Raw genomic sequence first — 21,953 nt, forward strand, 5'->3', positions numbered from 1 at the left:
CTACAAATCAAATTTTAAGCCACCATCGCTCAGAACCGAATCCACCGCTTTTGCCTGTTTCATCCTGCTCTGCAGGAACTGCGGGGTCATAAACTTTCTGTTATCTTCCATCATTTCAGAAATTTCATGAATTTTTCCCTGCTCGGCCATTTCGACTATCTGTAGCAGATTTTTGGCAAAACTCTCAACAATCTTTCGCCCGTCACCCTTGGTGGCCATGATTTCGGCATAGGTTCTCGGGTTCTGATTGTGAACCCGTGCCATCGAAAGAATACCGTAGAGAGAGGTGAGGGTGGAATGACTTCCGATATCCTCGCAGGATATTTCATGCTCCGCCAAAGTTCGTGCGAGGGCAACAGAGATCGTGGTCGGCAACTTCTGGCCGACACCCATTAACAGGTCGTGCTGGCGTGCATTGTCATGGAAAATCTCAGCACCATGTTTGTACATGAATGCTTCAAACTCGCTGCAGAAGCTTCCGCTTCTTGGTGTGCGCACGACGATGGCGTTTTTATCCTTCATGCTCACAGCCTGCGGCCCCCAGAGATTATGTACAAACATAATTTCAACAGAGGGGTCGGTGGAGTCCATGGCTGTCTGCAAGGTGTTTTCAGATTCCCCGGCAAGTATGATAAGGGCTTGATCACCTTTAAGCAACGGGCCATATTGCGCGATTGTATCAGCTGTTACTGAGATTGGCACACATACTACAATCACATCCGCCATATTTATCATCTGTTCAGGGCGAAGTTCGGTAGACCTGCCGGTAACATAGGTGGTGTAACCTTCACTCTGCAGACGATCAGCAAACCAGGTAGACATGGCGCCGGAGCCTATAAAACCAAATGACTTGATCTTTTTCACTCGCATATCCACACGAGGAAAGGAACCGAGCAGCTTAAGTGAATCTTCCTCCTGGATGATTACATTCTCAAGACGGTTTACGGCATCCTGCATGTTCTGGTTTTCGACGTGCCCCTCAACCTCAATATAGATTCTGAGCTTCTGTGTCTGGATATCATTTTCTGATTGCAGATCGAGAATGTTGATACCCCGCCTGGTAAACTCACCGAGAATATCTGCCAACATACCGACCCTGTCTCTCAAAGGGCGAGTGATTATGGCGGTTGCATCGTAACCGGTGGTAGGGGCAAGCTCGCGACTTATCACAGCAAAGCGGGTCCGGTTGTGTGAGACAACTTCACGCTCGATGAGCTCAAAGCCGAATTCCTTAACCAGCTCTTCTGATTCAATAATGGCGTAGTTGGTACGTATGTTATCTTCTATATCCTTAAAAGCGGTTTCGATATCCTGAACCGCCATAAGAGTTGCATCAGGGAAGTGTGTATCTATATATTCCTCACACTGTCTGAATACAGAGCTGCGCCCGATCAACACTTTTACAGGGAAGCCAATTTTCTGACTGCCGGGAAGACGTGAAAGACTGAGATGTATAGGTAAAACAACATTATCTACCCAATAGCCATCATCAAGCTGGGAAACAAGGCGGAAATATTCTTTTACCTCGCCTTCCCTGGTGTTATAGACAGGGACTACGACGCTATCAACCTTACCAGCTGAGAAGGACTCGAAAACTTTTGAGATCCTGTTAAAGAGGACTATTTCTGCATCCGGATCGTACTGGAGTACGGCATGGTACCCATCCGAACCTTTCGGACCAAGCGTTGCAATACGTGCCATTGTATCGTAAGTGTATCGTTAGTTATTAGATTGTGTTAAGCCAACTGCAACTTCACTGAAAAAGCAGACAGATGGGGACGTTGCAAGCATTCTGTAATTTAATTTGCAAGGTCTGACAATAGCCCCTCTGCCCTGTTAACGCAAGTGAATATGGTGATTTGGGAGGACAGGGGTTTGCTGCAGGTTTTTTTATGATAGTGAAAATCTGGTTGCATGGGCAGCAATCTTGTATCATTGCCAGGATGTTTGACAGACACCCTGATATTTCACAAATGATACCGTAATTATCCGATCTCCAGCCCCAAAAAAATATATACACATAATCTGTACCCGGTTTTCATAATTTATCCAAAACAGGCGCAGCAGAACAACGGTAAAAAAAATGTCAAAAGTGCAGGAATATATAGCAGCTTTGAAGGCATCCAGAAAATTTGGGCCTCAAGTCGTCTCCCATAAAACCGTTTCGGCAAAAGCGCTCTCGTCCAGACAGTTCCCGACTACGCTTCACCCGAAGCTCTGTGAGTTTTTAAATACGCGTGGGATAACTGAACTTTACAGCCATCAGCAACAGGCTCTTTCTTATGTTTTTGCAGGCGAAGATGTAATTGCAGCTACTCCGACCGCTTCCGGAAAAAGCATGATCTACAATTTACCAGTCATAGACATGCTGCTTCGTAATCAATCCGGTACAGCCCTATATCTTTTTCCGCTCAAGGCGCTGGCTCAGGATCAACTCAGGGTTTTCAGTGAATTTAACGAAGTGTTGCCGGAACAAAAGAAGCGCTATGCAGCGATTTACGATGGTGATACATCGAGCTACCAGCGTCGGAGAATCAGGGAAGAGGGTGTTCCGATTCTTATGACCAACCCTGAAATGCTGCATTTATCACTTCTTGCCTACCATGGCAACTGGGTACATTTCTTTAACAATTTGAAATATATAGTCATTGATGAAGTGCACACGTACCGGGGGGTGCTCGGTGGGCATATGGCATGGATACTCAGGAGACTGCAGAGGATAGCACGTTATTACGGCGCAACCCCTCAATTTATTATGCTTTCAGCAACCATTGGTAACCCTGCCGAACTTGCCGAAAAACTAACGGGCAGACCAAGTGAACTGATCAGCAGCAGTGGTGCTCCAACCGCTGAAAAACATATGGTGCTCTTGAACCCTTGGGACAGTGCAGCATATACCGCAAGTCAGTTGCTTGAGGCTGCGGTAAAACGGGAATTACGAACCATTGTCTATACTCAGTCGCGGAAGATGACTGAACTCATTAATATATGGACTAGCCCGAAACTCGGTAAACTCAGTGATAAACTCAGCTCATACAGAGCGGGATTTCTCCCTGAAGAGCGGCGAGAGATTGAACAGAAATTAGCCAGTGGCGAACTCTATGGGGTTATCTCTACCTCGGCTCTGGAACTTGGGATTGATATTGGTGATCTCGATATCTGTATCCTGGTCGGTTATCCGGGTTCCATTATGGCAACCTGGCAAAGGGGAGGCCGGGTAGGAAGAGCGTTCAGGGACTCAGCTATCGTTCTGGTCGCCCAGGAGGATGCACTTGATCAATACTACATGAGAAACCCTGATGATTTCTTTCGACGTGGTGTTGAATCGGCAGTTTTAAATCCGGACAACAAGGCGATTATGGAGCAGCACCTGCATTGTGCTGCTGCGGAGTTGCCATTGGAAAGGGATGAAAGTCTTCTTACTGCCCAGGAGGTTGCCGATTCCGTTGATTCGCTCGCCAACCAGGCAGTATTGCTTCAGTCTGCCGATGGCAATATCTGGTTCTCTACGCGGAAGTACCCTCAAAGACTTGTAAGTCTTCGTGGTGGCGGCACTCAACTCTCGATTATAAACAGCGAATCCGGAGAGATTATCGGGGAAGTGGATAGCGGCCGGGCAATGAAAGAATGTCACCAGGGTGCTGTCTACATTCACAGGGCGAGAATCTGGGTGGTACAGAGCCTTGATTTTGAAGCGAGAGAGGTTGTGGTAACCGGGATGAAACCGAGCTTTTTTACTCGGCCAATGTCTAACAAAAACACAGAAATTCTCGACACCCGGAAAACCATAATGAGTTTCAGGGGCAGGGTGAGTTTTGGCAAACTCAAGGTAACGGAGCAGGTTACCGGTTACCAGAAAAGAAATAATTCAACCCAGAAGCTGATTGCCACTGTGCCGCTGGAACTACCGGAACAGATTATTGAGACAGAAGGTATCTGGCTTGATATCCCACCCGCTATAAAAGAGACGCTGGAAAAGGAAAAATATCATTTCATGGGAGCAATTCATGCCCTTGAGCATGCGATGATTGCGTTGTTTCCATTGCTGGTGTTGTGTGATCGTAATGATATAGGCGGTATATCATGTCCACTTCACGAACAGACTGAAGAGGCGACGGTTTTCATTTATGACGGTCATTCAGGTGGCGTTGGTCTTGCCGAAGAATCTTTTGATCGTATTGATGAGCTGCTGCAGCAAACACAAAAAATGATTTCTTCATGCAGCTGCGAAAATGGCTGTCCGTCTTGTGTCCATTCCCCTAAATGCGGTTCTGGCAACAGGCCGATCGATAAAGTGGCCTGTCTGAAGCTGATTGATTTGCTCCTTTCGAAAAATTCTTCTGATCAGTCTGAATTCAGCGCAACAGACAATGCACGTGTTCTTCCTGATCCAACCCCTCAAGGTTCTTCATCGTTGCGGGTACAAAAACAGCAGCGGCTTGGATTAGAAGCTTTGCCTGGTCGATATGGTGTGTTTGATCTGGAAACGATACGATCAGCAGAAGAGGTCGGAGGCTGGCATCGGGCTGAAAATATGGGGATTTCTGTCGGCGTAGTCTACGACTCTGAGCTTGATGGTTGTGTCACCTATCTCGAAGACGAAATCGATGAGCTTATTCATCATCTGCAACAACTTGATCTCGTTGTTGGTTTTAATAACAAGCGATTTGATAACAGGGTGCTTTCTGGCTACAGCAGCTATGATTTCCAGCAAATGCCGAACCTTGATCTGCTTGAGGAGATCAGCAATCATCTCGGCTACCGGCTGAGCCTGGACAGGCTGGCGGAACATACTCTTGGTGAAAAAAAGTCAGCAGACGGACTTCAGGCGTTGCAGTGGTATAAGGAGGGAAGAATCGACTTGATTCAAAAGTATTGCAGAAAAGATGTCGAAATTACAAGGGATCTATTTCTTTATGGTCTTGAGAACGGCTTTTTCCTGTTCCAGAATAAAGCAGGTAAAACAGTTCGACTTCCCATGAATCTGGAGCCTTCAATTGAAAAAGCACTTGCCCATGCAAAGTAGATGAATACTTCGTGCGACAAGTGCTTATCAAATCATAAAGGCTGCTGGATAGAGCTGGTTATGCCTTGCTCTATGAGTTGGGCCACAGCAGCGGGGAGTAAATCCAACCCACAGTGCCGGAACTGTGTTTGAGCTTGATCCATTTGCCATCCTGGCCAATTTTGGTCATGATAACCCCACGCTCCACGTCAGCAACAATCGCTGCGTCTGTGGATGGGCCTGAACGCATGTTGACACTTTTTTTGGCATTAATAATGACAGTGTCATTTTTACCAACCAGTGTGTTGTGGATCCAGCCAGAATCTCCCTCATAGTCACGGATCTGACTCCACTCTCCCTGCTTTTTCAACACCTCGAGAGGATATCCCTGGAACAACTCCATATATACAGAGCTTCCGGTGTCCGGCTCTTGGCGTACATTTACCTTGTCCTTGGAAACAGAGACGTATTCTGCAGCGAGAGCGGGAGAAGTCAGAGCAAGGCATGTTGCTCCGGCTACGATAAGAGTACGTGTGTGCGATCGTAAATATTTATAGAATGACATGAATTTTCTTTTGTATGGAAATTTGAAATTATCTTATGGATGCGATGTGCTAAAACCAGACTCTTCTATAGCATTATTGCCCTTTGAAGTCAAATATCATATCTCGTTAATGGAACATGTTTTTAGTAAATCCTGTCACGCAAAACTAAACATACTACTCGAATCTCAATTCACCGCTACCACAATCCATGATCGCAGTCGCTCCCAAGGGAAGGGTGAGATTGTCCGGACAATGCCCTGAAGGAAAATTGGCCCATACAGTGGCCTGGCTGGTACGAGTCAGTTCCTTGATACGAGTCCATATATATTCGAGGTTCCGAATTTTTTCAAGGAAATCGAGGTTTTGGCCAAAGTTGAAGTCACCGAGAATAATGCCCTTTACCTTGTCGAATTTTCCAGCCAGACTGAGTTGAGTCAGCATCCTGTCAAGCCGGTAGAGTGGTTCACTTACGTCTTCGAGGAGAACTATTTTATCCTCCCAGCTGAAATCAAACGGGGTTGCAAGAACTGTCATGAGAGTACTCAGATTGCCACCGACAAGCATTCCTTTTGCTTCACCTTCACCACGTATGATTTCAAGATTTTTAGGAGTAATTCCTTTACCCCAGTTACCGGTTATGCAGTGATAAAATCTTTCCAGGGCCGGTGGAGTACAATCGCAGAGGGAGGTTATAACCGGGCCATGCAGGCAGAGAAGCCCAGCTTGATGAACGACCTGATTCAACAATAATGATATGTCCGAAAAACCCACCATCATTTTTCGCTCTCTCCTGATCAGCTGCATATCGACGTCGCCGGCCAGGCGAAGACAGCCGTAGCCGCCCCGTGCAGCAATGAGCCCTTTAATTTCCTGATCGGCAAAATTCTTATGGAGCTCTGCAAGGCGGTTGGTATCAGAGTCGGCCAGGTAGCCGTAGCCTGGCCACATAGTTCTTGGGAATCTAGGTTCAAACCCCATCTCGGAGAGGATTCTGATACCAGTCTCAAAGCGGCTGATATTCGGTAATTGACCGGCTGGAGCAACGAGCCCGATAGAGTCTTTCCTGGCAAGTGCTGTGGGATGAAGCATTGTTTCAATCATGGTTTATGCGGTTTGTTTTCGGTTATAAATAATACGCAATCCGTCGAGAGTCAGGAGAGGGTCTACATAGTCAATACAATTAGAATAAGGGGAAATGAGCCGTGCCATTCCACCGGTGGCAATAACCTTGAACTCCTGATCGTCTGATTCGGTCATTTCCTTTCTGATACCGGCTATCATTCCGTCGAGCATCGCACCGTAACCATAGAGGATACCACTCTGCATGGCTTCAACGGTATTCGTGCCGATCATTTTACCTGCTGGTTTGGACACATCTACGTGTGGTAATTTAGCAGTCCTGGTCGAGAGAGCCTCAAGGGATATGGCCACCCCGGGGAGGATCGCTCCACCGAGATATTCGTTTTTGTCATTTACACAGTCGAAGGTAATTGCGGTGCCGAAATCAACGACCACCAGGTTGCACCTATGGCGTTCAAATGCTGCAATGGAATTCACCAGCCTGTCTGCGCCAACCTCAGAAGGGTTTGGGAGCTTAATGGAGATCATATCGTTGACATTTGTATCCGAAATAGCCAATATAGGTTCCGCCAAATGACTGAAAAAATGTTTTTTGCAGCAGGATATCCAGGCACTCTCAAGAGCTGGAACCACACTGGCCAGTACAACCCCATTGATTTTTCCGGTGTCTATTCCCTCCATTGCAAAAAGCGAATGGTAGCGAATTGCCAGTTCATCGTCGGTTCTTTTGCGATCAGATTTGAGTCGCCATCTGCCGATCAGTGAATCTCCGTCGTAGAGCCCTGTGACGGTGTGTGAATTACCGACATCAATGACAAAAAGCATAGTATCTCCTTTAAGAGCTTGCTGAGTGAGAATTTTGTATTTGAACAAATCCCTGCTAGAATATTCAATCGAGGCCAAAAAGAAAAGGGAGATGGTGACGGTGAAGATCGGTCACAATCACTGTAAATCAAAAAAATCCTTAAATATAAATAATATATGGCATGAAGATGGCAGAAGCGCTTATAGTTACGACAACTCTTGAAAGACAGGAACATGCCGAAAAGCTTGCACGAGCGTTACTCGACAATCGTCTGGTCGCTTGTGCGCAGATTCACGGACCAGTGAAAAGCCTTTACCATTGGCAGAATGATATCGCTGAGTCTATTGAGTTTGTTCTCTCTGTAAAAACCCTGGAGTCATTGTATCCTGAGGTAGAGGCACTACTTTTAGAACAACACCCATACGATGTGCCCGAAATAGTAGCAGATCAACTTGTAAAAGTGAATGATAAGTATCTTGCTTGGATGTATCAGGAATTGAAGAAATGAGTGAACGTGTTAAAAAGGCCGGGTACCGCCTCAGAAAGCTTGGCGAATATCGGTGTCATTGCTGTAATGAGAAAAAAGAATTTTGCTGGAGTTGCCCATGTGGTTTCCAGATCTGTAAGGAATGTTTTGAGGAAAACAAATGGGGAATTTCCAATGGCCCGACCTGGATCTGTCCTGACTGCGAGCGCATCCGCATGATGTAGTTCGTCACGCACTGAGAGCCTTCGGTCCTCTCGTCCTGCGACCCCTCAACGCATCTATTACTGGATTCTTATTTAACATCAACTTGAAGTTTAGTGGAATGGTGCGACTTGACTGGCCTTATCAGGGAGTTGGGTACGCTTGGTTTCTGGCTGTTGCCAATTACTATAAAATACAATACTATGTCGGCAATTCGATAAAGCTCAACCTCTCGCATTATATAGAATATGAACGCATCCACTCACAATTATGACGAAAGTAAGATAAAGACCCTCAGTTCCCTCGAACATATCCGAAAACGTCCGGGCATGTACATTGGGCGCCTGGGTGATGGTTCGAACCAGGATGATGGTATTTATATTCTGCTTAAAGAGGTGGTGGACAACTCTGTCGACGAGTTCATCATGGGGGCGGGAAAGCGCATTGACATTACCCTGGAAGACGACGGCACAGTGAAGGTCAGGGATTTTGGCCGTGGTATTCCTTTGGGGAAAATTGTCGATTGTGTTTCGGTGATCAATACCGGTGCAAAGTATAATACTGATGTTTTTCAGTTTTCCGTCGGCTTGAATGGTGTAGGCACCAAAGCTGTCAATGCCTTGTCGAGTTTCTTTAAGGTTACCGCCTATCGTGACGGGCAGTTCGCTACAGCCCAATTCAAAAATGGTGAACTTGTCTCGCAGGATGCAGGAGAGACCAAGCAAAAGAATGGTACCAGTATTGAGTTTTTTGCAGACCCGGAAATGTTTCCTGATTTTGCGTATGACCTCAAATTTGTTGAAAAACGAATGTGGCGCTACGCGTATCTCAATGCCGGATTAAAGCTTTACCTGAACAAGGCCCTGTACTACTCGGCTAACGGTCTGCTCGATCTGCTTGATAAAGAGTTGGACGAAAATAATATCTATACACCGATTTATTACAAAGACTCTGTGTGTGAGTTTGCATTCTCCCATGTCGATTCCTACGGTGAGAATTATTTTACCTTTGTAAATGGTACCTATACCAGTGAGGGCGGCACCCATCTTTCTGCATTCCGTGAAGGAATCCTGAAAGGGATTAATGAATTTTCAGGTAAAAAATTCATTAACACCGATGTGCGGGATGGAATAGTCGGTACTCTGGCGATTAAGATTAAGGAGCCTGTTTTCGAGTCGCAGACGAAAAATAAGCTCGGCAATACTGAGGTACGTTCCTGGATAGTCAATAAGGTCCGGGAGGCAGTCTCCTCCACCCTCTATAAAAATACAGAAATGGCCGAATTGCTGCTGGACAAGATCCAGCGCAATGAAAAGGTGCGCAAGGAATTGCAGACCGTGCGCAAGGAGGCCAGGGCAAAAGCCCGGAAGGTCGCCTTTAAAATACCAAATCTGAAAGACTGCAAATATCATCCGGGAAGGGGTAAGCCGTCTAAAGAGGGCAGGGATAACATGATCTTCATAACAGAGGGTCAATCTGCTGCCGGTTCCATTGTTTCTTCCCGCGATCCGCTGGTTCAGGCTGTTTTCTCCTTGAAGGGAAAGCCCATGAACGTGTTAGGGCAAAAACTCAATATTCTCTACAAAAACGAAGAGATGTATTCCCTGATGAGGGCTCTTGATATCGAGGAATCCATCTCCACTCTTCGTTTTGATAAGATCATCCTGGCCACCGATGCCGACGTCGACGGTCTCCATATCAGAAATCTGCTGCTCACTTTTTTCCTGCATTATTTCGAGCCGTTGGTGAAACTTGGGCATATTTACATCCTGGAAACCCCTATTTTCCGGGTGAGGAATAAACAAGAGACAATCTACTGTTATTCCGAAAAGGAAAAGGTTGCCGCCACCAAAAAACTGCAGGGCAGAGGCAAGCGGAAAGTCAATGTGGAAACCACTCGCTTCAAAGGGCTTGGAGAGATTTCGCCGAAGGAGTTCAAACAGTTTATCGGACCTGATATTCGGTTACGCGATGTTACGCTGGACTCTCTGAGCGAAGTACCGAAGGTTCTTGCCTTCTACATGGGGAAGAACACACCCGAGCGTAAGCAATACATCATGGACAACCTCCTCTCGGTTGAAGAGCAGGCATAAGATAGAGTGGTAAAGAGGCGATTAATTAAGACCAGCAATAACAGCAGAGGCAAGATCGAGTAACTGAATGGATTCTTCACCAGGTAAACTGCATAAGCTTTTTGACGAGAATTTTCTTGAGTACACCTCCTATGTTATCAGGGAGCGAGCAATCCCTGCCATTGAAGATGGATTGAAGCCAGTACAGCGACGCATTCTCCAGACCTTGTTCAATATGGAGGATGGCAGGTTTCACAAGGTAGCTAACCTTGTCGGTGAGACCATGAAGCTTCACCCCCACGGTGATGCTTCGATTTTTGCTGCTCTGGTCAATCTGGCCAACAAGGGCTACCTGATCGACAGACAGGGAAATTTCGGTAATATCTTTACAGGTGATCAGGCTTCTGCCGCGCGATATATTGAGTGCCGCCTGTCACCCCTTGCCAAAGAAGTCCTTTTTAATAAGGATCTTACAGAATTTATCGAGTCGTACGATGGCAGGATGATGGAGCCGGTAACTCTACCTGCTAAAATTCCGATGCTGTTGCTACAGGGGGCAGAGGGGATTGCGGTGGGCATGGCCACCAAGATTATGCCTCATAATTTCTGTGAGTTGCTTGAAGCACAAAAGGCAATTTTACAGGGTAAAGAGTTTATTCTATATCCCGATTTTCCTAAAAAAGGTCTGGTAGATGTCTCAGGGTATGATGACGGAAATGGTAAGATCCGTTGTCGGGCACGGATTGAGGAAGAGAACGATAAAACGGTCATTATCAAGGAAATACCTTATTCTACGACCACTACTTCCCTCATAGAGTCGGTAGAAAAAGCTGCCAAGGCCGGCAAAATTAAGATTGTCTCAATCAGTGATTTCACCGCGGAAGATGTCGAAATTGAGATAAAGCTGGCTCGTGGTATTCACGCCGCCGATACGATAAAGGCGTTATATGCCTTTACCGATTGCGAAATTTCAATTTCACCGAATCTGACCCTGATTTGCGGAGATCGGCCTGATACGCTCTCGGTTTCTGAAGTCTTGCGTTCAAACACCGAAAAGCTGGTAACCGATCTGACCAGGGAGTTGGAAATTGATCTTGGCAGATTGAAAGACAAACTTCACGCCAGGATGCTGGAGCAGATCTTTATTGAAGAGCGACTGTACAAAAACATCGAGGAACAGACTACATACAAGAAAGTCGTCGATACGGTTGAAAGCTCTCTCTTGCCTTTTGCTGACGAGTTGATTCGTCCCGTTGTGCTGGAAGATATTGAGCGGTTGCTGGAAATCAGGATCAAGCGTATTTCAAGGTACGATATTCAGAAACAGCAGAAAGAGATTCGTCAGATCAATAAGGAAATTAAGGTAATAGAGAAGTCTCTCAAGGATATGGTCAAGTACACCATATCGTATCTTGATAAAATTCTGGAAAAATATGGCGCAAACTTCCCACGACAAACCGAGATAACAGAATTCAAGGAAGTGAGTGTCAGAAAGGTTGCGCTGTCAAACCTCGTTGTTGGCTATAACCGTGAGACCGGTTTTCTCGGACACCAGATTAAAGCTGAAGATGAGAAAAAAGGGGACTTCTCAATACCGTGTTCGGAATATGACAGAATATTCCTCCTTTTTGAGAGCGGTGTTTATAAGATCATTCCGGTTTCAGAGAAGATATTTATTGGTCATGACCTGCTTTGGGTTGGCAAAGTCTCTAAAGACCTCGTCTTTAACATGATATATCGGGATGGTGCGGAGAATCTTGTTTACATCAAGAGATTCAAAATGCCGTCCTTTATCATGGAGAAAGAATATCGGGTCTTTGCCGAAGATAAGCGCTCAAAAATATTGTTGCTCAGTTTTGGCGAAGGTAAACATGCCAGGGCCAATCTTATACCATCACCACGTGCCCGCTCTAACTCGGTAAATATCAGTTTTGATGAATATCTCCTGAAAGGGGCGGCCGCAAAAGGCAAACGACTGTCAAACAGAGTGGTTCGGCGTGTTTATGAAACCACAGAAAAAATAAAAGTGACGGAAGAGGAAAAACAGAATCTAGTCCTGCCGGGTCTGGGGGAATCCCAAATTTCCAAAAAAGAATTACCAAATGGCAAAGAAGGGCAGGAGGCTGACTCCAGCCAGACGCCAGAGGTGAAACCAGCCGGGGAAAGCGAGGAAAGTTAATCTGTGTGACAGGTTGATTAAATCTCTTGCCGCAAAATCAGAAAAGGGCTGACAGTATTTTTACTGTCAGCCCTTTTCCGGTCTTAAATATGTTGCGTTCTGAGTGAAGAAATTCGCTTTACCCTGATATCAGCTGTTGATTTTCCCCTTGAGAGAATGCTGACCGGCATGATAAATCTCTGTCATCAGAAGGTCACCGGGGCGGATATTGTCACCAAGCCCTGAACTATCGACATGGACAATGTGATTGGTAGTGGTGCGGCCCTTGATACTGTCACTATTAATGGATTCCACCATTATCTCTTTGGTCGAGCCAAGGTATTCCCTGTTTCGTTCAAGGCTGATCTCATCCTGACGTGCTTGAAATTCAATGAGCCTTCTGGTCTTCACATCCTCAGGGACTTTATCGTCAAAATCGGCTGAACGCGTACCAGGCCGATCTGAGTATTTAAATGAGAATGAACCGTGATAACGGACTTGCTCAAGCAGATCCATCGTTCCCTGAAAATCTTCTTCGGTTTCCCCTGGAAATCCCACAATGATATCAGTGCTTAACGCGATTTCCGGGCGATACGAGCGAAGTGTATCAACCAGTTCAAGATACTGCTGAACAGAATATTTTCTGTTCATTCTTTTAAGAACGGCATCGGATCCAGCCTGTACGGGCAGGTGAAACTGCGGACAAAGTATGGGTATATCCCTGAAACAGCGCATTAACTGATCGGAAAGATCTTTAGGATTTGAGGTAGTAAACCTCAATCTGGACAAGCCGGGTATTTCCGCAACCAGGTGCAACAGGTCGGCAAAAGAGCAGGGGAGTCCGTTATCTGTTACAATATTGGTTTTACCGTAGGAGTTCACGTTTTGACCAAGCAGGGTTATCTCTCTGATACCACCCTCAATCAAAACCTTAATCTCGTCGATTATGTCACTGACTTTACGTGATACTTCACGCCCGCGTGTGTAGGGGACAACACAGTAGGAACAGTAATTGTTGCAGCCCTGCATGATGGTGACAAATTTCCTGAATTCTGCGGGTTTGTTTGCAGATAAATCACTATCAGGCATGAATCGGGGAATATCGTAATTATCCTGCAGATCGATAGCAATAAAACCGGGATTTTTCCTGGCATACTCAAGACACTCGCCGATCCGGTAAATATTTTGTGTTCCTATGATCAGGTCAACATGGGGCATACGTTCGAGTAATTTTTCCCCTTCCTGCTGAGCAACACAGCCAGCGACACAGATTTGCATCCCTTTATTGCTTGCCTTTGCTTTTCTCAGCATTCCGAGCAAACTCATAACCTTCTGCTCTGCCTTGGCCCGGATGGAGCAGGTGTTCAGGATAACAAGATCAGCCTGTTCCATAACCATGCCTTCGACATAGCCGTGCATGGAAAGGGTTTGGGACATGATCTCGGAATCCCGTTCGTTCATCTGGCATCCAAATGTCTTTACAAAAAATGTTCTTTGATTCATCACTTCTAAACAGAGTAAAATTTACCAGCCCTTATAAAAAAAGGAATTTACACCAACTTCGGGGCAATAGAGCTGAGAAGACCATAAAGCTCTTTTGCTGAGTCAGAAATATAACGAACGCGGACTATACCGTTTTTTCTGTCGTGGCTGGAAAGGATGGCCAGATTATCATATCCCTCCAGGATAAATTTCAATATATGAAATTTATCCGGAGAGATTCGCAAAAATATTTCCTGGGAAAAGCTCATTTGATCAAACGGAGAGTGAGGCGTCATATTCGCCTATAAATTCTTTATTATCCTCTAAAACAGGGGATACTATTTCTTTTAGGAATTCTTCAGTCTGCTCGGCGGCCCGACCGGTAAATTTCTGGTAGTCGCCAATGAGTTCATTGAGTTCAGCTATAGAGAAGGGGACACGATCATCGGCGGCCAGACGGCTGAGCAGATCATTATCTCCTCCTTCCTCTTTCACAACCTTACCCGCAGCAACCGAATGCTCCTTAATTACTTCATGCATTTCCTGTCTGCTTTCGCCACGCTCAACTGCCTCCATGAGTATTACTTCGGTTGACATGAACGGCAATTCTGATTTGAGATGCTTTTCTGTTTGTTTCGGATAAACAACCATATCAGAAGTAATGTTAATGAATAACTTTAAGATCGCATCTGTTAAAAGAAAAGCTTGGGGGATGTCCATTCTGCGAATTGCAGAGTCATCCAGTGTTCTCTCAAACCATTGATTGGCATATGTTCCAGCGAAATTCTGTGGCAATCCCATAAGTTTACGGGCAAGACCAGTCATACGCTCAGAGCGCATTGGGTTGCGCTTATAGGCCATGGCAGAGGAGCCGGTCTGTTGCTTGGCAAAGGGCTCTTCCTGGGTTTTCAGATTGGAAAGCAGACGCAGATCAACCGCAAATTTATGCGCGGTAGCACCAATTCCGGAAAGTGTTTCAGCAAGCTTCATATCAAGCTTTCTGCTGTACGTCTGACCGGTCACAGGAATTGTACCTGCAAATCCAAGCTTTTTAGCGACCAATTCGTCGAGTTCACGAACCTTTTTATGATCTCCCTTGAACAGCTCGAGAAAGGTGGCCTGGGTGCCAACAGTACCTTTGGCTCCGCGCGCCTGAATGCGGCTTAAGAAGAAATCAACATAATCAAGATCAGAGAGCAGATCCTGAAGGTAAAGGGTATTTCGTTTACCTACAGTGGTGGGTTGGGCTGGTTGGTAGTGGGTATAACCGAGAGTTGGCAGGCTTTTGTGCTCATTACAAAACTCACCAAGATTTTTGATAACCTGAAGCAGGGCGCTTCGAATAAGTTCGAAGGCTTTTTTCTGTACAAGGAGGTCGGTATTACATACTACGAACTGAGAAGTGGCGCCGAGGTGGATGATGCCGGCAGCCTTAGGGCATTTGGTGCCGAATTCAAAGACATGTGCCATGACATCATGCCGAATTTCCTTTTCCTTTGCAGCAGCCATGTCGTAATCGATGTTATCGACGTTGGCTTTCATTTCGGCAATCATCTCTGCAGAAACGAGCTCAGTGAGACCAAGCTCATATTGAGCTTCAGCGAGAGCAACCCAGCACTTTCTCCAGGTAGTGAATTTCGTTTGCTCAGAAAAGAGCTGCTGCATCTCTATGCTCGTGTATCTACTGACAAGTGGCTCTTGATATATCTCTCTGTTCATTCTCTTCACCAGTGTAGTTTGTAATGTGGTACCCAGAGTTAACGCAAAATTATATAAACTGTCTGCAGACCCTCAAGCGATACGTCGTGTTGAGAAGCCTTTGGGAATTGTAAAATGCAAAACTACCTACTTTACCACTAAACAGCAAAAAGTGAAACCATCCTGTTATCCACATCGACCAAAACCATCGCAAACTCACAACCATCACAATCGACTTTAAATAAACCATTTAAGCAATGTCGCATAATGTATATTATGTATATATATAAATAATACAATAAGAACAAGCACATACAGTCTTTGTCTCCCCGGGTCGTTCTCACCTTCATTGCTGAATCAGCCGAACATCAAGAACTTAAAGAACTGCATGAACAATACATTTAGGCTGATCGATAACCAGGGTTATGCTTTGTTCCAGAGAAAATCTGATGATGGTTTGGGTGTTCCCATTGAATCATTTGCTTTTGGCAATATGCATTTTATTTCTGTCTCATCCTCCAGTGGAAAAATCTGCAGCATGTGCGCTATGCGATTTGCCCTGCTCTGATAAAAATGGATTTACGCATCCCATTGAGAATTGAGAAAACGTAGATGTTTTTTATTCACCTGAGAATTCCTGCTTTATAGAGCCTTCCTGTTCCTTTGGGCGCGTTGAGAATCACAAAATTCTGATCAATATTTTTCAACTCATAAATATTCGCCCTGGAAACAGCTAACTTGACCTTGTTTTCTTGCCGGATAGGATCTGAATGGCAATTGAAGTCAAATCAAGCAATACGCTTCTCCAGAAAATCGTCTGATTTGGATATGTGGCTGTAAAGCCGCAATTATTTACCTTTTAAAGAGAAAAAACAGGCTATTGGCTGAATTCAGACCCTGATCTGTAATCTGATGCTCAGTAAGACCTCTCCTCAAAGAAAGATAAGACGACTTTTTCCAAAAAAAGAAATTTCCTCCAGGGATGGCTAAAATACAAGCATTAGCAACACATGACAATGCTTTCTCTTCGGAATTATTGCAGGAAAAAATACAGTTGGATTGGATTTTGGCGGTCAGGATGCTATGTGTGCCTCGTATGAAGCGGATAATTCGTTATAAAAATAAAATTTCTTTAAATTCGCACTTCTGAAGGCATAATTCTAAAAAGCACCCGGCAATGTCGCATAATGTTAGCGGTCGGGATGTTAATGATGACGCTTATTGACAAAAAGTCAGTGAAAGTGTGTTCTCAGATCTCTATTATTCGGAGTTGCCACTCCACAGAACCTCGAAATCTATTCATCATTGGTGTAAAAGTGATTGATCTCTCAGGTTGCTTCTTCACTTCTGAGATCCGCTCCCCTAAACCGAAACCAATAGCACGATAATTCGAGTATTTACCACGCACAATAAGCTGTAAATGCTGTCCAAGCCCACCTATTGCCTTGCAGGAAATTACCTGCGCTTTTGGATCGGTGAAAGTCGGTTTTTCGTTTTCCGGGCCAAACGGCTCTAATTTCATCAGGTAATCAATGGCATTCCCGGACATTACCTCGTCCAGATTACATTCTATGTTGAGAGTGTTGCCTTGAGCACCCTGTAAAATATTCATTTTTTCAAGCTCAACATGGCGACTCATCTCTTCTCTGAAAGATTCTATGTTGTTTGCAGCAATTGATAAGCCGGCAGCCATAGCATGCCCGCCGTATTTTCCCAGGAGATGTGAACAATTGTGAAGACAACCCAGCAGGTCTATTCCCTCAACAGAACGCCCAGACCCTTTGTATGAAGTCGATTCATTTTCACCCTCTTCTGCAAATACAACGGTTGGCTTCCGGTACACATCCACTATTTTTGACGCGACAATACCGATAACTCCCGGGTGAAAATCACCAGCAACTACTATAGCGGATTTTTCAGCAAGGTTACCCCGCTGTATCAATGTTAAAGCAGTTTCTAGGTTATCTGAACAAATAGACTTTCTTCTTTCATTGTATGATTCCAGCTTTTTTGCCAGATCGCTTCCTGAGGTATGGTTGTCACAGGTCATCAGCTCGACAGCGACATCAGCCGTACCAAGTCTTCCAGCGGCATTGATGCGTGGCCCAATTGAAAATCCTATGTCTTCAGAGGTTAAAAGTGAGCCGTAGAGTCCGGCACTCTCCAAGAGATATCGCAAGCCTGGAATTGAAGAATTGGGTAATGCCTCCATACCTGCCCGTACCAGGATACGATTGGTTTCTGTTATTTCCACGAGATCCGATACAGTTCCAAGAGCTACAAAGCCAAGATAATCTTTGAGATTTGGCTTCTCGTTCTCCCTGAAGTACCCATGTTTTTCTAATTCTGACCTGACGGCTGCGGCAAGGTAGAAGGCAACACCAACTCCGGCCAGCTTTTCGCTGGCAAAATCACAACCGTCCTGATTAGGGTTGAGGATTACACAACCAGGTAAATCCCCTAAAGGGAGCTGGTGATGATCTGTGACTATAACTTTTCCACCAAGTTCGAGAATTTCTGCAACTTCCTTGCTGTTTGAAATTCCGCAGTCGACAGTAATGAGAAGGAAATTATCAATTGAATGCGTACTCTTGAGTTGTTCAAACACCTCAGTGTTCAGGCCATAACCATCTTTTAACCTGTTCGGGATATGCCAATATGGTTCAATGCCTAATTTTCTGAAGAAATTTACTAAAAGTGAAGTCGCTGTGGTGCCGTCAACGTCATAATCACCCCAAATGACGATATCATCGCCCTCCTCTACCCCTTTGACAATGCATTCAACTGCCTGCTGCATGCCCTTCATATTTAAAGGATGCGGAAGAGTTTCGAGTTTAGGGTGAAGGAAGCGAAAAATATCCTGATCATCTGTGATGTTTTTTTTGGCGAAGATTTTTTTAATAAGTTCTGGAAGTTCGTCTTGCATATTGTCTCTGGCTTTAAGGAATTTAGTATCTATTTATTGCTGTTTTTGCAGCCAGTTAGACATATGATCAATTATGATTTTTTTGTTTTCAACTTCAAACCATTCAAGATCGGTAATTTTGTTGAACCAGGTATACTGGCGCTTAGCGTATCGCCTGGTATCACGGGCAAGATATTCCATCATTTCCTCGTAATTCCACAATCCGCTCAAGAAGTTCAACATATGCCGGTAACCTATAGACTTCATGGAGTTGAGATTTTCATGATAACCCATCTTGAGGAGCCCCATAACCTCCTCTTCCAATCCCTGTTCAAGCATGATCTCAGAACGCATATTGATACGCTCATAAAGTTTCTGCCGATCGCAGGTTAAACCAACCTGCAAGATGTTATTCACTATCCCGTTTTGCTCTGACTGTTTCTGGCGACGCAGATGCTCAGACCAGGGAACCCCGGATGCAAGGTAAATCTCAAGCCCTCTGATTATTCTCAAAGTATCGTTGGGATGGATTCTATCGGCGCTAATACGGTCACATAGGGATAATTCCTCGTGTAGTTTCGAGGTGCCTTCGCTTGCCGCTCTCAGCTTAAGCTGTTCCCTGATTTCACGATCTTCGGGAACACCGGCAAAGAGACCGTCAACAAGTGCCTTGAGGTAGAGTCCAGTGCCTCCGGTAAGTAAAGGTGTTTTACCTTTTGCAATGATTGCAGCAATTGCGGCGGCAGCTTCTTTGACAAAACGTGCCGCATCATATTCCTCATCGGGGTAAGCAACATCAATAAGATGATGAGGGATCCCCGCCATCTCTTCCGGCTTGATTTTCGCGGTACCGATATCCATGAATTTGTAAACCTGCATGGAGTCAACACTAATGATTTCGCAGTTACAAACCCTGGCTATTTCCAGGGAGAGATCTGTTTTGCCTATAGCTGTGGGACCAACAAGAGCAAGTACCGGGGTGTTCGTCAGTTCTTGGTAAATAGTGTCTGTGGATTCGGTCATCATTTAAAAGTGATATGGTTTGCGAGCTGTGCTGATCGCTTTTCGCCTATTCCAGGTATTTTTTCAAGTTGTTTTATCGTTGTTACCGGACCATACTGCCTGCGGTGTTGCACTATCCGTTCTGCCATGGCAGGACCGATCCCGGGCAGTGTCGACAGAAGCGAGTAGTCAGCGCTATTGATAGGTACAGGTTCAAAGAAAAACGGTGTCAGATGAGAAGCTCTATCTCTATCATCATCAACGGATTCATCATGTTGCTCATTTACAAGTGTCAACTCACCATTTACCTGACGAAGCATTACCTTCTCCGTTACGACAGTGCTGCACCCCAGTTCAGAGTAAAATTGACCTAAAGCTTGGGTTATCAGGTATATGGCAGCTAATACGAGCAGAATCAGCTGATTAGCATCTAGATTACGAAATTCTCTCATTAGATCTGACGTTAATCTCACAATTAGAAGATTGAACCGCATGGATATCTAATCTATCGCATCAGAAGTCACCAGGAGTCTGTTGGATTAAACCCTTTTTGACTAACTCATCGTTATCGAATGAAAAATAATGCTCGCAATGTCAAAAATATGGCTCTGCTTATTTTTCCTTCGATGCCTCGATTTGAGTGAAAATCGCAATAGTCCGACAGTCTCCTAGAATGTATCTTGAAAAGGGATTATTGCAATATTCATTTGCCGCTGTCAGAATTCGATTAGCCAAAAGGAACGTTTTTTCCTTGTGTTGCCTGAAATCTGGCTGTATAAACCTTGCTTCCAGTCAAAAAATGTTACCGAACATCCCTTGATGGGTACAAGGTGCTTTCGGTAAATGCTAAAACCCATGTAAATCAAATCGGATAAGTAAAGTGATGGATTCAGCAAACACATTTAACATAGTACTCGTTCAACCTGAAATTCCACCAAATACCGGCTCTATAGCCAGGCTGTGCGGAGCAACAAAAACCATTCTTCACCTTATTCATCCACTGGGTTTCTCCACTGATGATAAACATTTAAAGCGTGCAGGGCTCGATTATTGGCAATATGTAGACATTGTTTACTGGGATAGCCTTGATGACTTTTTAGAACAGCAGGATGAAAAAAGGCTCTACTTTTTCACCACAAAAACTGACAAGCCTTTTACAGACGCACAATACAAACCCGGTGATTTCCTTATTTTTGGCAGAGAAACAAAAGGGTTGCCTGAAGAGATAAGAACATTGTATTCTGACCGTTGCTATACGTTACCCATGCAAAGTCCTGATATCAGGAGTCTGAATCTAGCAATGACCGCGGGTATCGTCCTCTACGAAGCACTACGACAGAACAATTACACGATTTAAGTTAACAGTTTTCAGTAAGGAAATTGTGTTGTTATCCAAGGAGAATCCTAAAATGCCAGAGAGAGTCTTTAATTTCAGTCCAGGGCCCGCCACCCTTCCCTACGAAGTTCTGCAGCAGGCAAGCAAAGATATTGTCAATTTCAAGGATTCAGGTATCGGACTCATCGAAATCAGCCATCGCTCAAAAGAGTTCATGGCAGTTATCGAAGATGCCGAATCGCTTTTGCGCGAGCTTATGGCGATTCCCGATAACTACAAAGTACTCTTTCTTCAGGGCGGAGCTTCAAGCCAATTTTTTATGGTGCCGATGAATCTTATGGTTGGGAAAAAGGCAACTTATCTCAATACCGGCACCTGGTCAAAAAAGGCCATTAAAGAGGCAAAGCTTTTCGGTGATGTCGATGTGGCATTTTCCAGTGAAGAGGATAGTTTCAATCGCGTGCCAAAGCAGCAGGAATACAGTGTCGCAGATGATTCAGAATTTCTCTATTTTGTCTCGAACAACACCATCTACGGCACCCAGTTTCATGAGATGCCGGAAACTGAAAAGATGCTTGTTTGTGATATGTCTTCCGACATTCTTGCCCGAAAGATAGATGTTTCCAAATTCGGTCTTATATTTGCGGGTGCCCAGAAAAATCTTGGGCCGGCTGGTGTTACCTTGGTGATTATCAGGGAAGATCTTCTTGGTAAAGCACCTGAGAGTACGCCTACCATGCTGAACTATAAGACCCATGCGGATAAAGGGTCTATGTTCAATACCCCCCCTACTTTTCCCATTTACATAGTGGCTGAAGTATTGAAATGGCTGAAGGCTAAGGGTGGTGTCACGGAGATGGAGAAAATCAATCGGGAAAAGGCAGCTCTCATCTATACTGCTATTGATGCCACTGACTATTATCGTGGTCATTCAGATGCTGATTCACGATCAATCATGAATATTTCTTTCAACCTTCCCACGGCTGAACTTGAAGCAAAATTTATCGCCGAAGCAGCCGAAATCGGACTTAACGGACTCAAGGGCCACCGCTCCATAGGTGGATGTCGTGCTTCCATATATAATGCATTCCCAAGGGAAGGCGTTGTCAAACTGGTTGAGTTTATGAAAGAGTTTGAGGCAAAAAATCCCGCATAACAGATGTGCTTAACATGGGGT

17 protein-coding genes are annotated in these 21,953 nt (G+C 44.9%); 7 read left to right on the forward strand and 10 right to left on the reverse strand.

All coding sequences use genetic code 11. The features are described from left to right. Positions 1–1,701 (reverse strand): prephenate dehydratase domain-containing protein, encoded by a 1,701-nt coding sequence (locus FCL45_RS14840; RefSeq protein ID WP_136796750.1) that lies wholly within the window; start codon positions 1,699–1,701, stop codon positions 1–3. Between the two features lie 382 nt (positions 1,702–2,083). Here FCL45_RS14840 and FCL45_RS14845 point away from each other — a divergent pair, with 382 nt between their 5' ends. Next, on the forward strand, positions 2,084–5,026 hold the full coding sequence (locus FCL45_RS14845; RefSeq protein ID WP_136796749.1) for a DEAD/DEAH box helicase: 2,943 nt from the start codon (positions 2,084–2,086) through the stop codon (positions 5,024–5,026). Positions 5,027–5,096: 70 nt separating this feature from the next. Here FCL45_RS14845 and FCL45_RS14850 read toward each other — a convergent pair whose 3' ends face one another. The 3 genes from FCL45_RS14850 to FCL45_RS14860 all read right to left on the reverse strand — a co-directional run bounded on the left by FCL45_RS14850 (position 5,097) and on the right by FCL45_RS14860 (position 7,455). Continuing rightward, positions 5,097–5,570 (reverse strand): SH3 domain-containing protein, encoded by a 474-nt coding sequence (locus FCL45_RS14850; protein ID WP_136796748.1) that lies wholly within the window; start codon positions 5,568–5,570, stop codon positions 5,097–5,099. A gap of 154 nt (positions 5,571–5,724) precedes the next feature. Then, positions 5,725–6,651, reverse strand: coding sequence for a S66 peptidase family protein (locus tag FCL45_RS14855; protein WP_136796747.1), 927 nt, complete (start codon positions 6,649–6,651; stop codon positions 5,725–5,727). 3 nt (positions 6,652–6,654) lie between these two features. After that, positions 6,655–7,455: a type III pantothenate kinase gene (locus FCL45_RS14860; RefSeq protein WP_136796746.1), complete on the reverse strand. Its 801-nt coding sequence runs from the start codon at positions 7,453–7,455 to the stop codon at positions 6,655–6,657. A gap of 167 nt (positions 7,456–7,622) precedes the next feature. On the opposite strand from FCL45_RS14860, the gene cutA reads away from it, so the two are divergent. The 4 genes from cutA (at position 7,623) to FCL45_RS14880 (ending at position 12,374) form a co-directional block, all read left to right on the forward strand. Further along, positions 7,623–7,943 (forward strand): divalent-cation tolerance protein CutA, encoded by a 321-nt coding sequence (gene cutA / locus FCL45_RS14865; protein WP_176360052.1) that lies wholly within the window; start codon positions 7,623–7,625, stop codon positions 7,941–7,943. Further along, positions 7,940–8,146 (forward strand): hypothetical protein, encoded by a 207-nt coding sequence (locus FCL45_RS14870; protein WP_136796744.1) that lies wholly within the window; start codon positions 7,940–7,942, stop codon positions 8,144–8,146. The genes cutA and FCL45_RS14870 overlap by 4 nt, the downstream gene beginning before the upstream one ends. 225 nt (positions 8,147–8,371) lie before the next feature. Continuing rightward, positions 8,372–10,216, forward strand: coding sequence for a DNA topoisomerase IV subunit B (locus tag FCL45_RS14875; RefSeq protein WP_136796743.1), 1,845 nt, complete (start codon positions 8,372–8,374; stop codon positions 10,214–10,216). Positions 10,217–10,283: 67 nt separating this feature from the next. Continuing rightward, positions 10,284–12,374, forward strand: a complete 2,091-nt coding sequence (locus FCL45_RS14880; protein WP_136796742.1) for a DNA topoisomerase IV subunit A — start codon at positions 10,284–10,286, stop codon at positions 12,372–12,374. Between the two features lie 129 nt (positions 12,375–12,503). Here the strand turns inward: FCL45_RS14880 and miaB are convergent, their stop codons facing one another. The 6 genes from miaB to FCL45_RS14910 all read right to left on the reverse strand — a co-directional run bounded on the left by miaB (position 12,504) and on the right by FCL45_RS14910 (position 19,760). Further along, positions 12,504–13,856, reverse strand: coding sequence for a tRNA (N6-isopentenyl adenosine(37)-C2)-methylthiotransferase MiaB (gene miaB / locus FCL45_RS14885; protein WP_136796741.1), 1,353 nt, complete (start codon positions 13,854–13,856; stop codon positions 12,504–12,506). Positions 13,857–13,903: 47 nt separating this feature from the next. Then, positions 13,904–14,080, reverse strand: a complete 177-nt coding sequence (locus FCL45_RS14890; RefSeq protein ID WP_167495726.1) for a DUF4911 domain-containing protein — start codon at positions 14,078–14,080, stop codon at positions 13,904–13,906. 28 nt (positions 14,081–14,108) lie between these two features. Further along, complete coding sequence (gene purB, locus FCL45_RS14895; protein WP_136796739.1) at positions 14,109–15,554, reverse strand: adenylosuccinate lyase; 1,446 nt, start codon at positions 15,552–15,554, stop codon at positions 14,109–14,111. A gap of 1,228 nt (positions 15,555–16,782) precedes the next feature. Further along, entirely contained in the window at positions 16,783–18,459 is a 1,677-nt protein-coding gene (recJ, locus tag FCL45_RS14900) for a single-stranded-DNA-specific exonuclease RecJ (RefSeq protein ID WP_136796738.1), read from the reverse strand. Between the two features lie 33 nt (positions 18,460–18,492). Next, complete coding sequence (miaA, locus tag FCL45_RS14905) at positions 18,493–19,464, reverse strand: tRNA (adenosine(37)-N6)-dimethylallyltransferase MiaA (RefSeq protein WP_228721343.1); 972 nt, start codon at positions 19,462–19,464, stop codon at positions 18,493–18,495. Beyond that, a complete protein-coding gene (locus tag FCL45_RS14910) occupies positions 19,461–19,760 on the reverse strand; it encodes a helix-hairpin-helix domain-containing protein (protein ID WP_167495725.1) in 300 nt (99 codons plus the stop codon). Before FCL45_RS14910 ends, miaA begins: the two co-directional genes overlap by 4 nt. A gap of 563 nt (positions 19,761–20,323) precedes the next feature. Here FCL45_RS14910 and trmL point away from each other — a divergent pair. Both trmL and serC read left to right on the forward strand, forming a co-directional pair. Next, entirely contained in the window at positions 20,324–20,797 is a 474-nt protein-coding gene (trmL, locus tag FCL45_RS14915) for a tRNA (uridine(34)/cytosine(34)/5-carboxymethylaminomethyluridine(34)-2'-O)-methyltransferase TrmL (RefSeq protein ID WP_136796760.1), read from the forward strand. Positions 20,798–20,849: 52 nt separating this feature from the next. Then, positions 20,850–21,932, forward strand: a complete 1,083-nt coding sequence (gene serC, locus FCL45_RS14920) for a 3-phosphoserine/phosphohydroxythreonine transaminase (RefSeq protein WP_136796736.1) — start codon at positions 20,850–20,852, stop codon at positions 21,930–21,932. Positions 21,933–21,953 lie beyond the last annotated feature (21 nt).

It is taken from the genome of Desulfosediminicola ganghwensis (assembly GCF_005116675.2).
Taxonomy (GTDB): Bacteria; Desulfobacterota; Desulfobulbia; order Desulfobulbales; family Desulfocapsaceae; genus Desulfopila; species Desulfopila ganghwensis.

Excerpts from the sequence above, each read along its gene's own strand:
- FCL45_RS14840 (WP_136796750.1), bottom strand. The coding sequence starts at position 1,701 with ATGGCACGTATTGCAACGCTTGGTCCGAAAGGTTCGGATGGGTACCAT.
- FCL45_RS14845 (WP_136796749.1), top strand. The coding sequence starts at position 2,084 with ATGTCAAAAGTGCAGGAATATATAGCAGCTTTGAAGGCATCCAGAAAA.
- FCL45_RS14850 (WP_136796748.1), bottom strand. The coding sequence starts at position 5,570 with ATGTCATTCTATAAATATTTACGATCGCACACACGTACTCTTATCGTA.
- FCL45_RS14855 (WP_136796747.1), bottom strand. The coding sequence starts at position 6,651 with ATGATTGAAACAATGCTTCATCCCACAGCACTTGCCAGGAAAGACTCT.
- FCL45_RS14860 (WP_136796746.1), bottom strand. The coding sequence starts at position 7,455 with ATGCTTTTTGTCATTGATGTCGGTAATTCACACACCGTCACAGGGCTC.
- cutA (WP_176360052.1), top strand. The coding sequence starts at position 7,623 with ATGGCAGAAGCGCTTATAGTTACGACAACTCTTGAAAGACAGGAACAT.
- FCL45_RS14870 (WP_136796744.1), top strand. The coding sequence starts at position 7,940 with ATGAGTGAACGTGTTAAAAAGGCCGGGTACCGCCTCAGAAAGCTTGGC.
- FCL45_RS14875 (WP_136796743.1), top strand. The coding sequence starts at position 8,372 with ATGAACGCATCCACTCACAATTATGACGAAAGTAAGATAAAGACCCTC.
- FCL45_RS14880 (WP_136796742.1), top strand. The coding sequence starts at position 10,284 with ATGGATTCTTCACCAGGTAAACTGCATAAGCTTTTTGACGAGAATTTT.
- miaB (WP_136796741.1), bottom strand. The coding sequence starts at position 13,856 with ATGAATCAAAGAACATTTTTTGTAAAGACATTTGGATGCCAGATGAAC.
- purB (WP_136796739.1), bottom strand. The coding sequence starts at position 15,554 with ATGAACAGAGAGATATATCAAGAGCCACTTGTCAGTAGATACACGAGC.
- recJ (WP_136796738.1), bottom strand. The coding sequence starts at position 18,459 with ATGCAAGACGAACTTCCAGAACTTATTAAAAAAATCTTCGCCAAAAAA.
- miaA (WP_228721343.1), bottom strand. The coding sequence starts at position 19,464 with ATGATGACCGAATCCACAGACACTATTTACCAAGAACTGACGAACACC.
- FCL45_RS14910 (WP_167495725.1), bottom strand. The coding sequence starts at position 19,760 with ATGCTTCGTCAGGTAAATGGTGAGTTGACACTTGTAAATGAGCAACAT.
- trmL (WP_136796760.1), top strand. The coding sequence starts at position 20,324 with ATGGATTCAGCAAACACATTTAACATAGTACTCGTTCAACCTGAAATT.
- serC (WP_136796736.1), top strand. The coding sequence starts at position 20,850 with ATGCCAGAGAGAGTCTTTAATTTCAGTCCAGGGCCCGCCACCCTTCCC.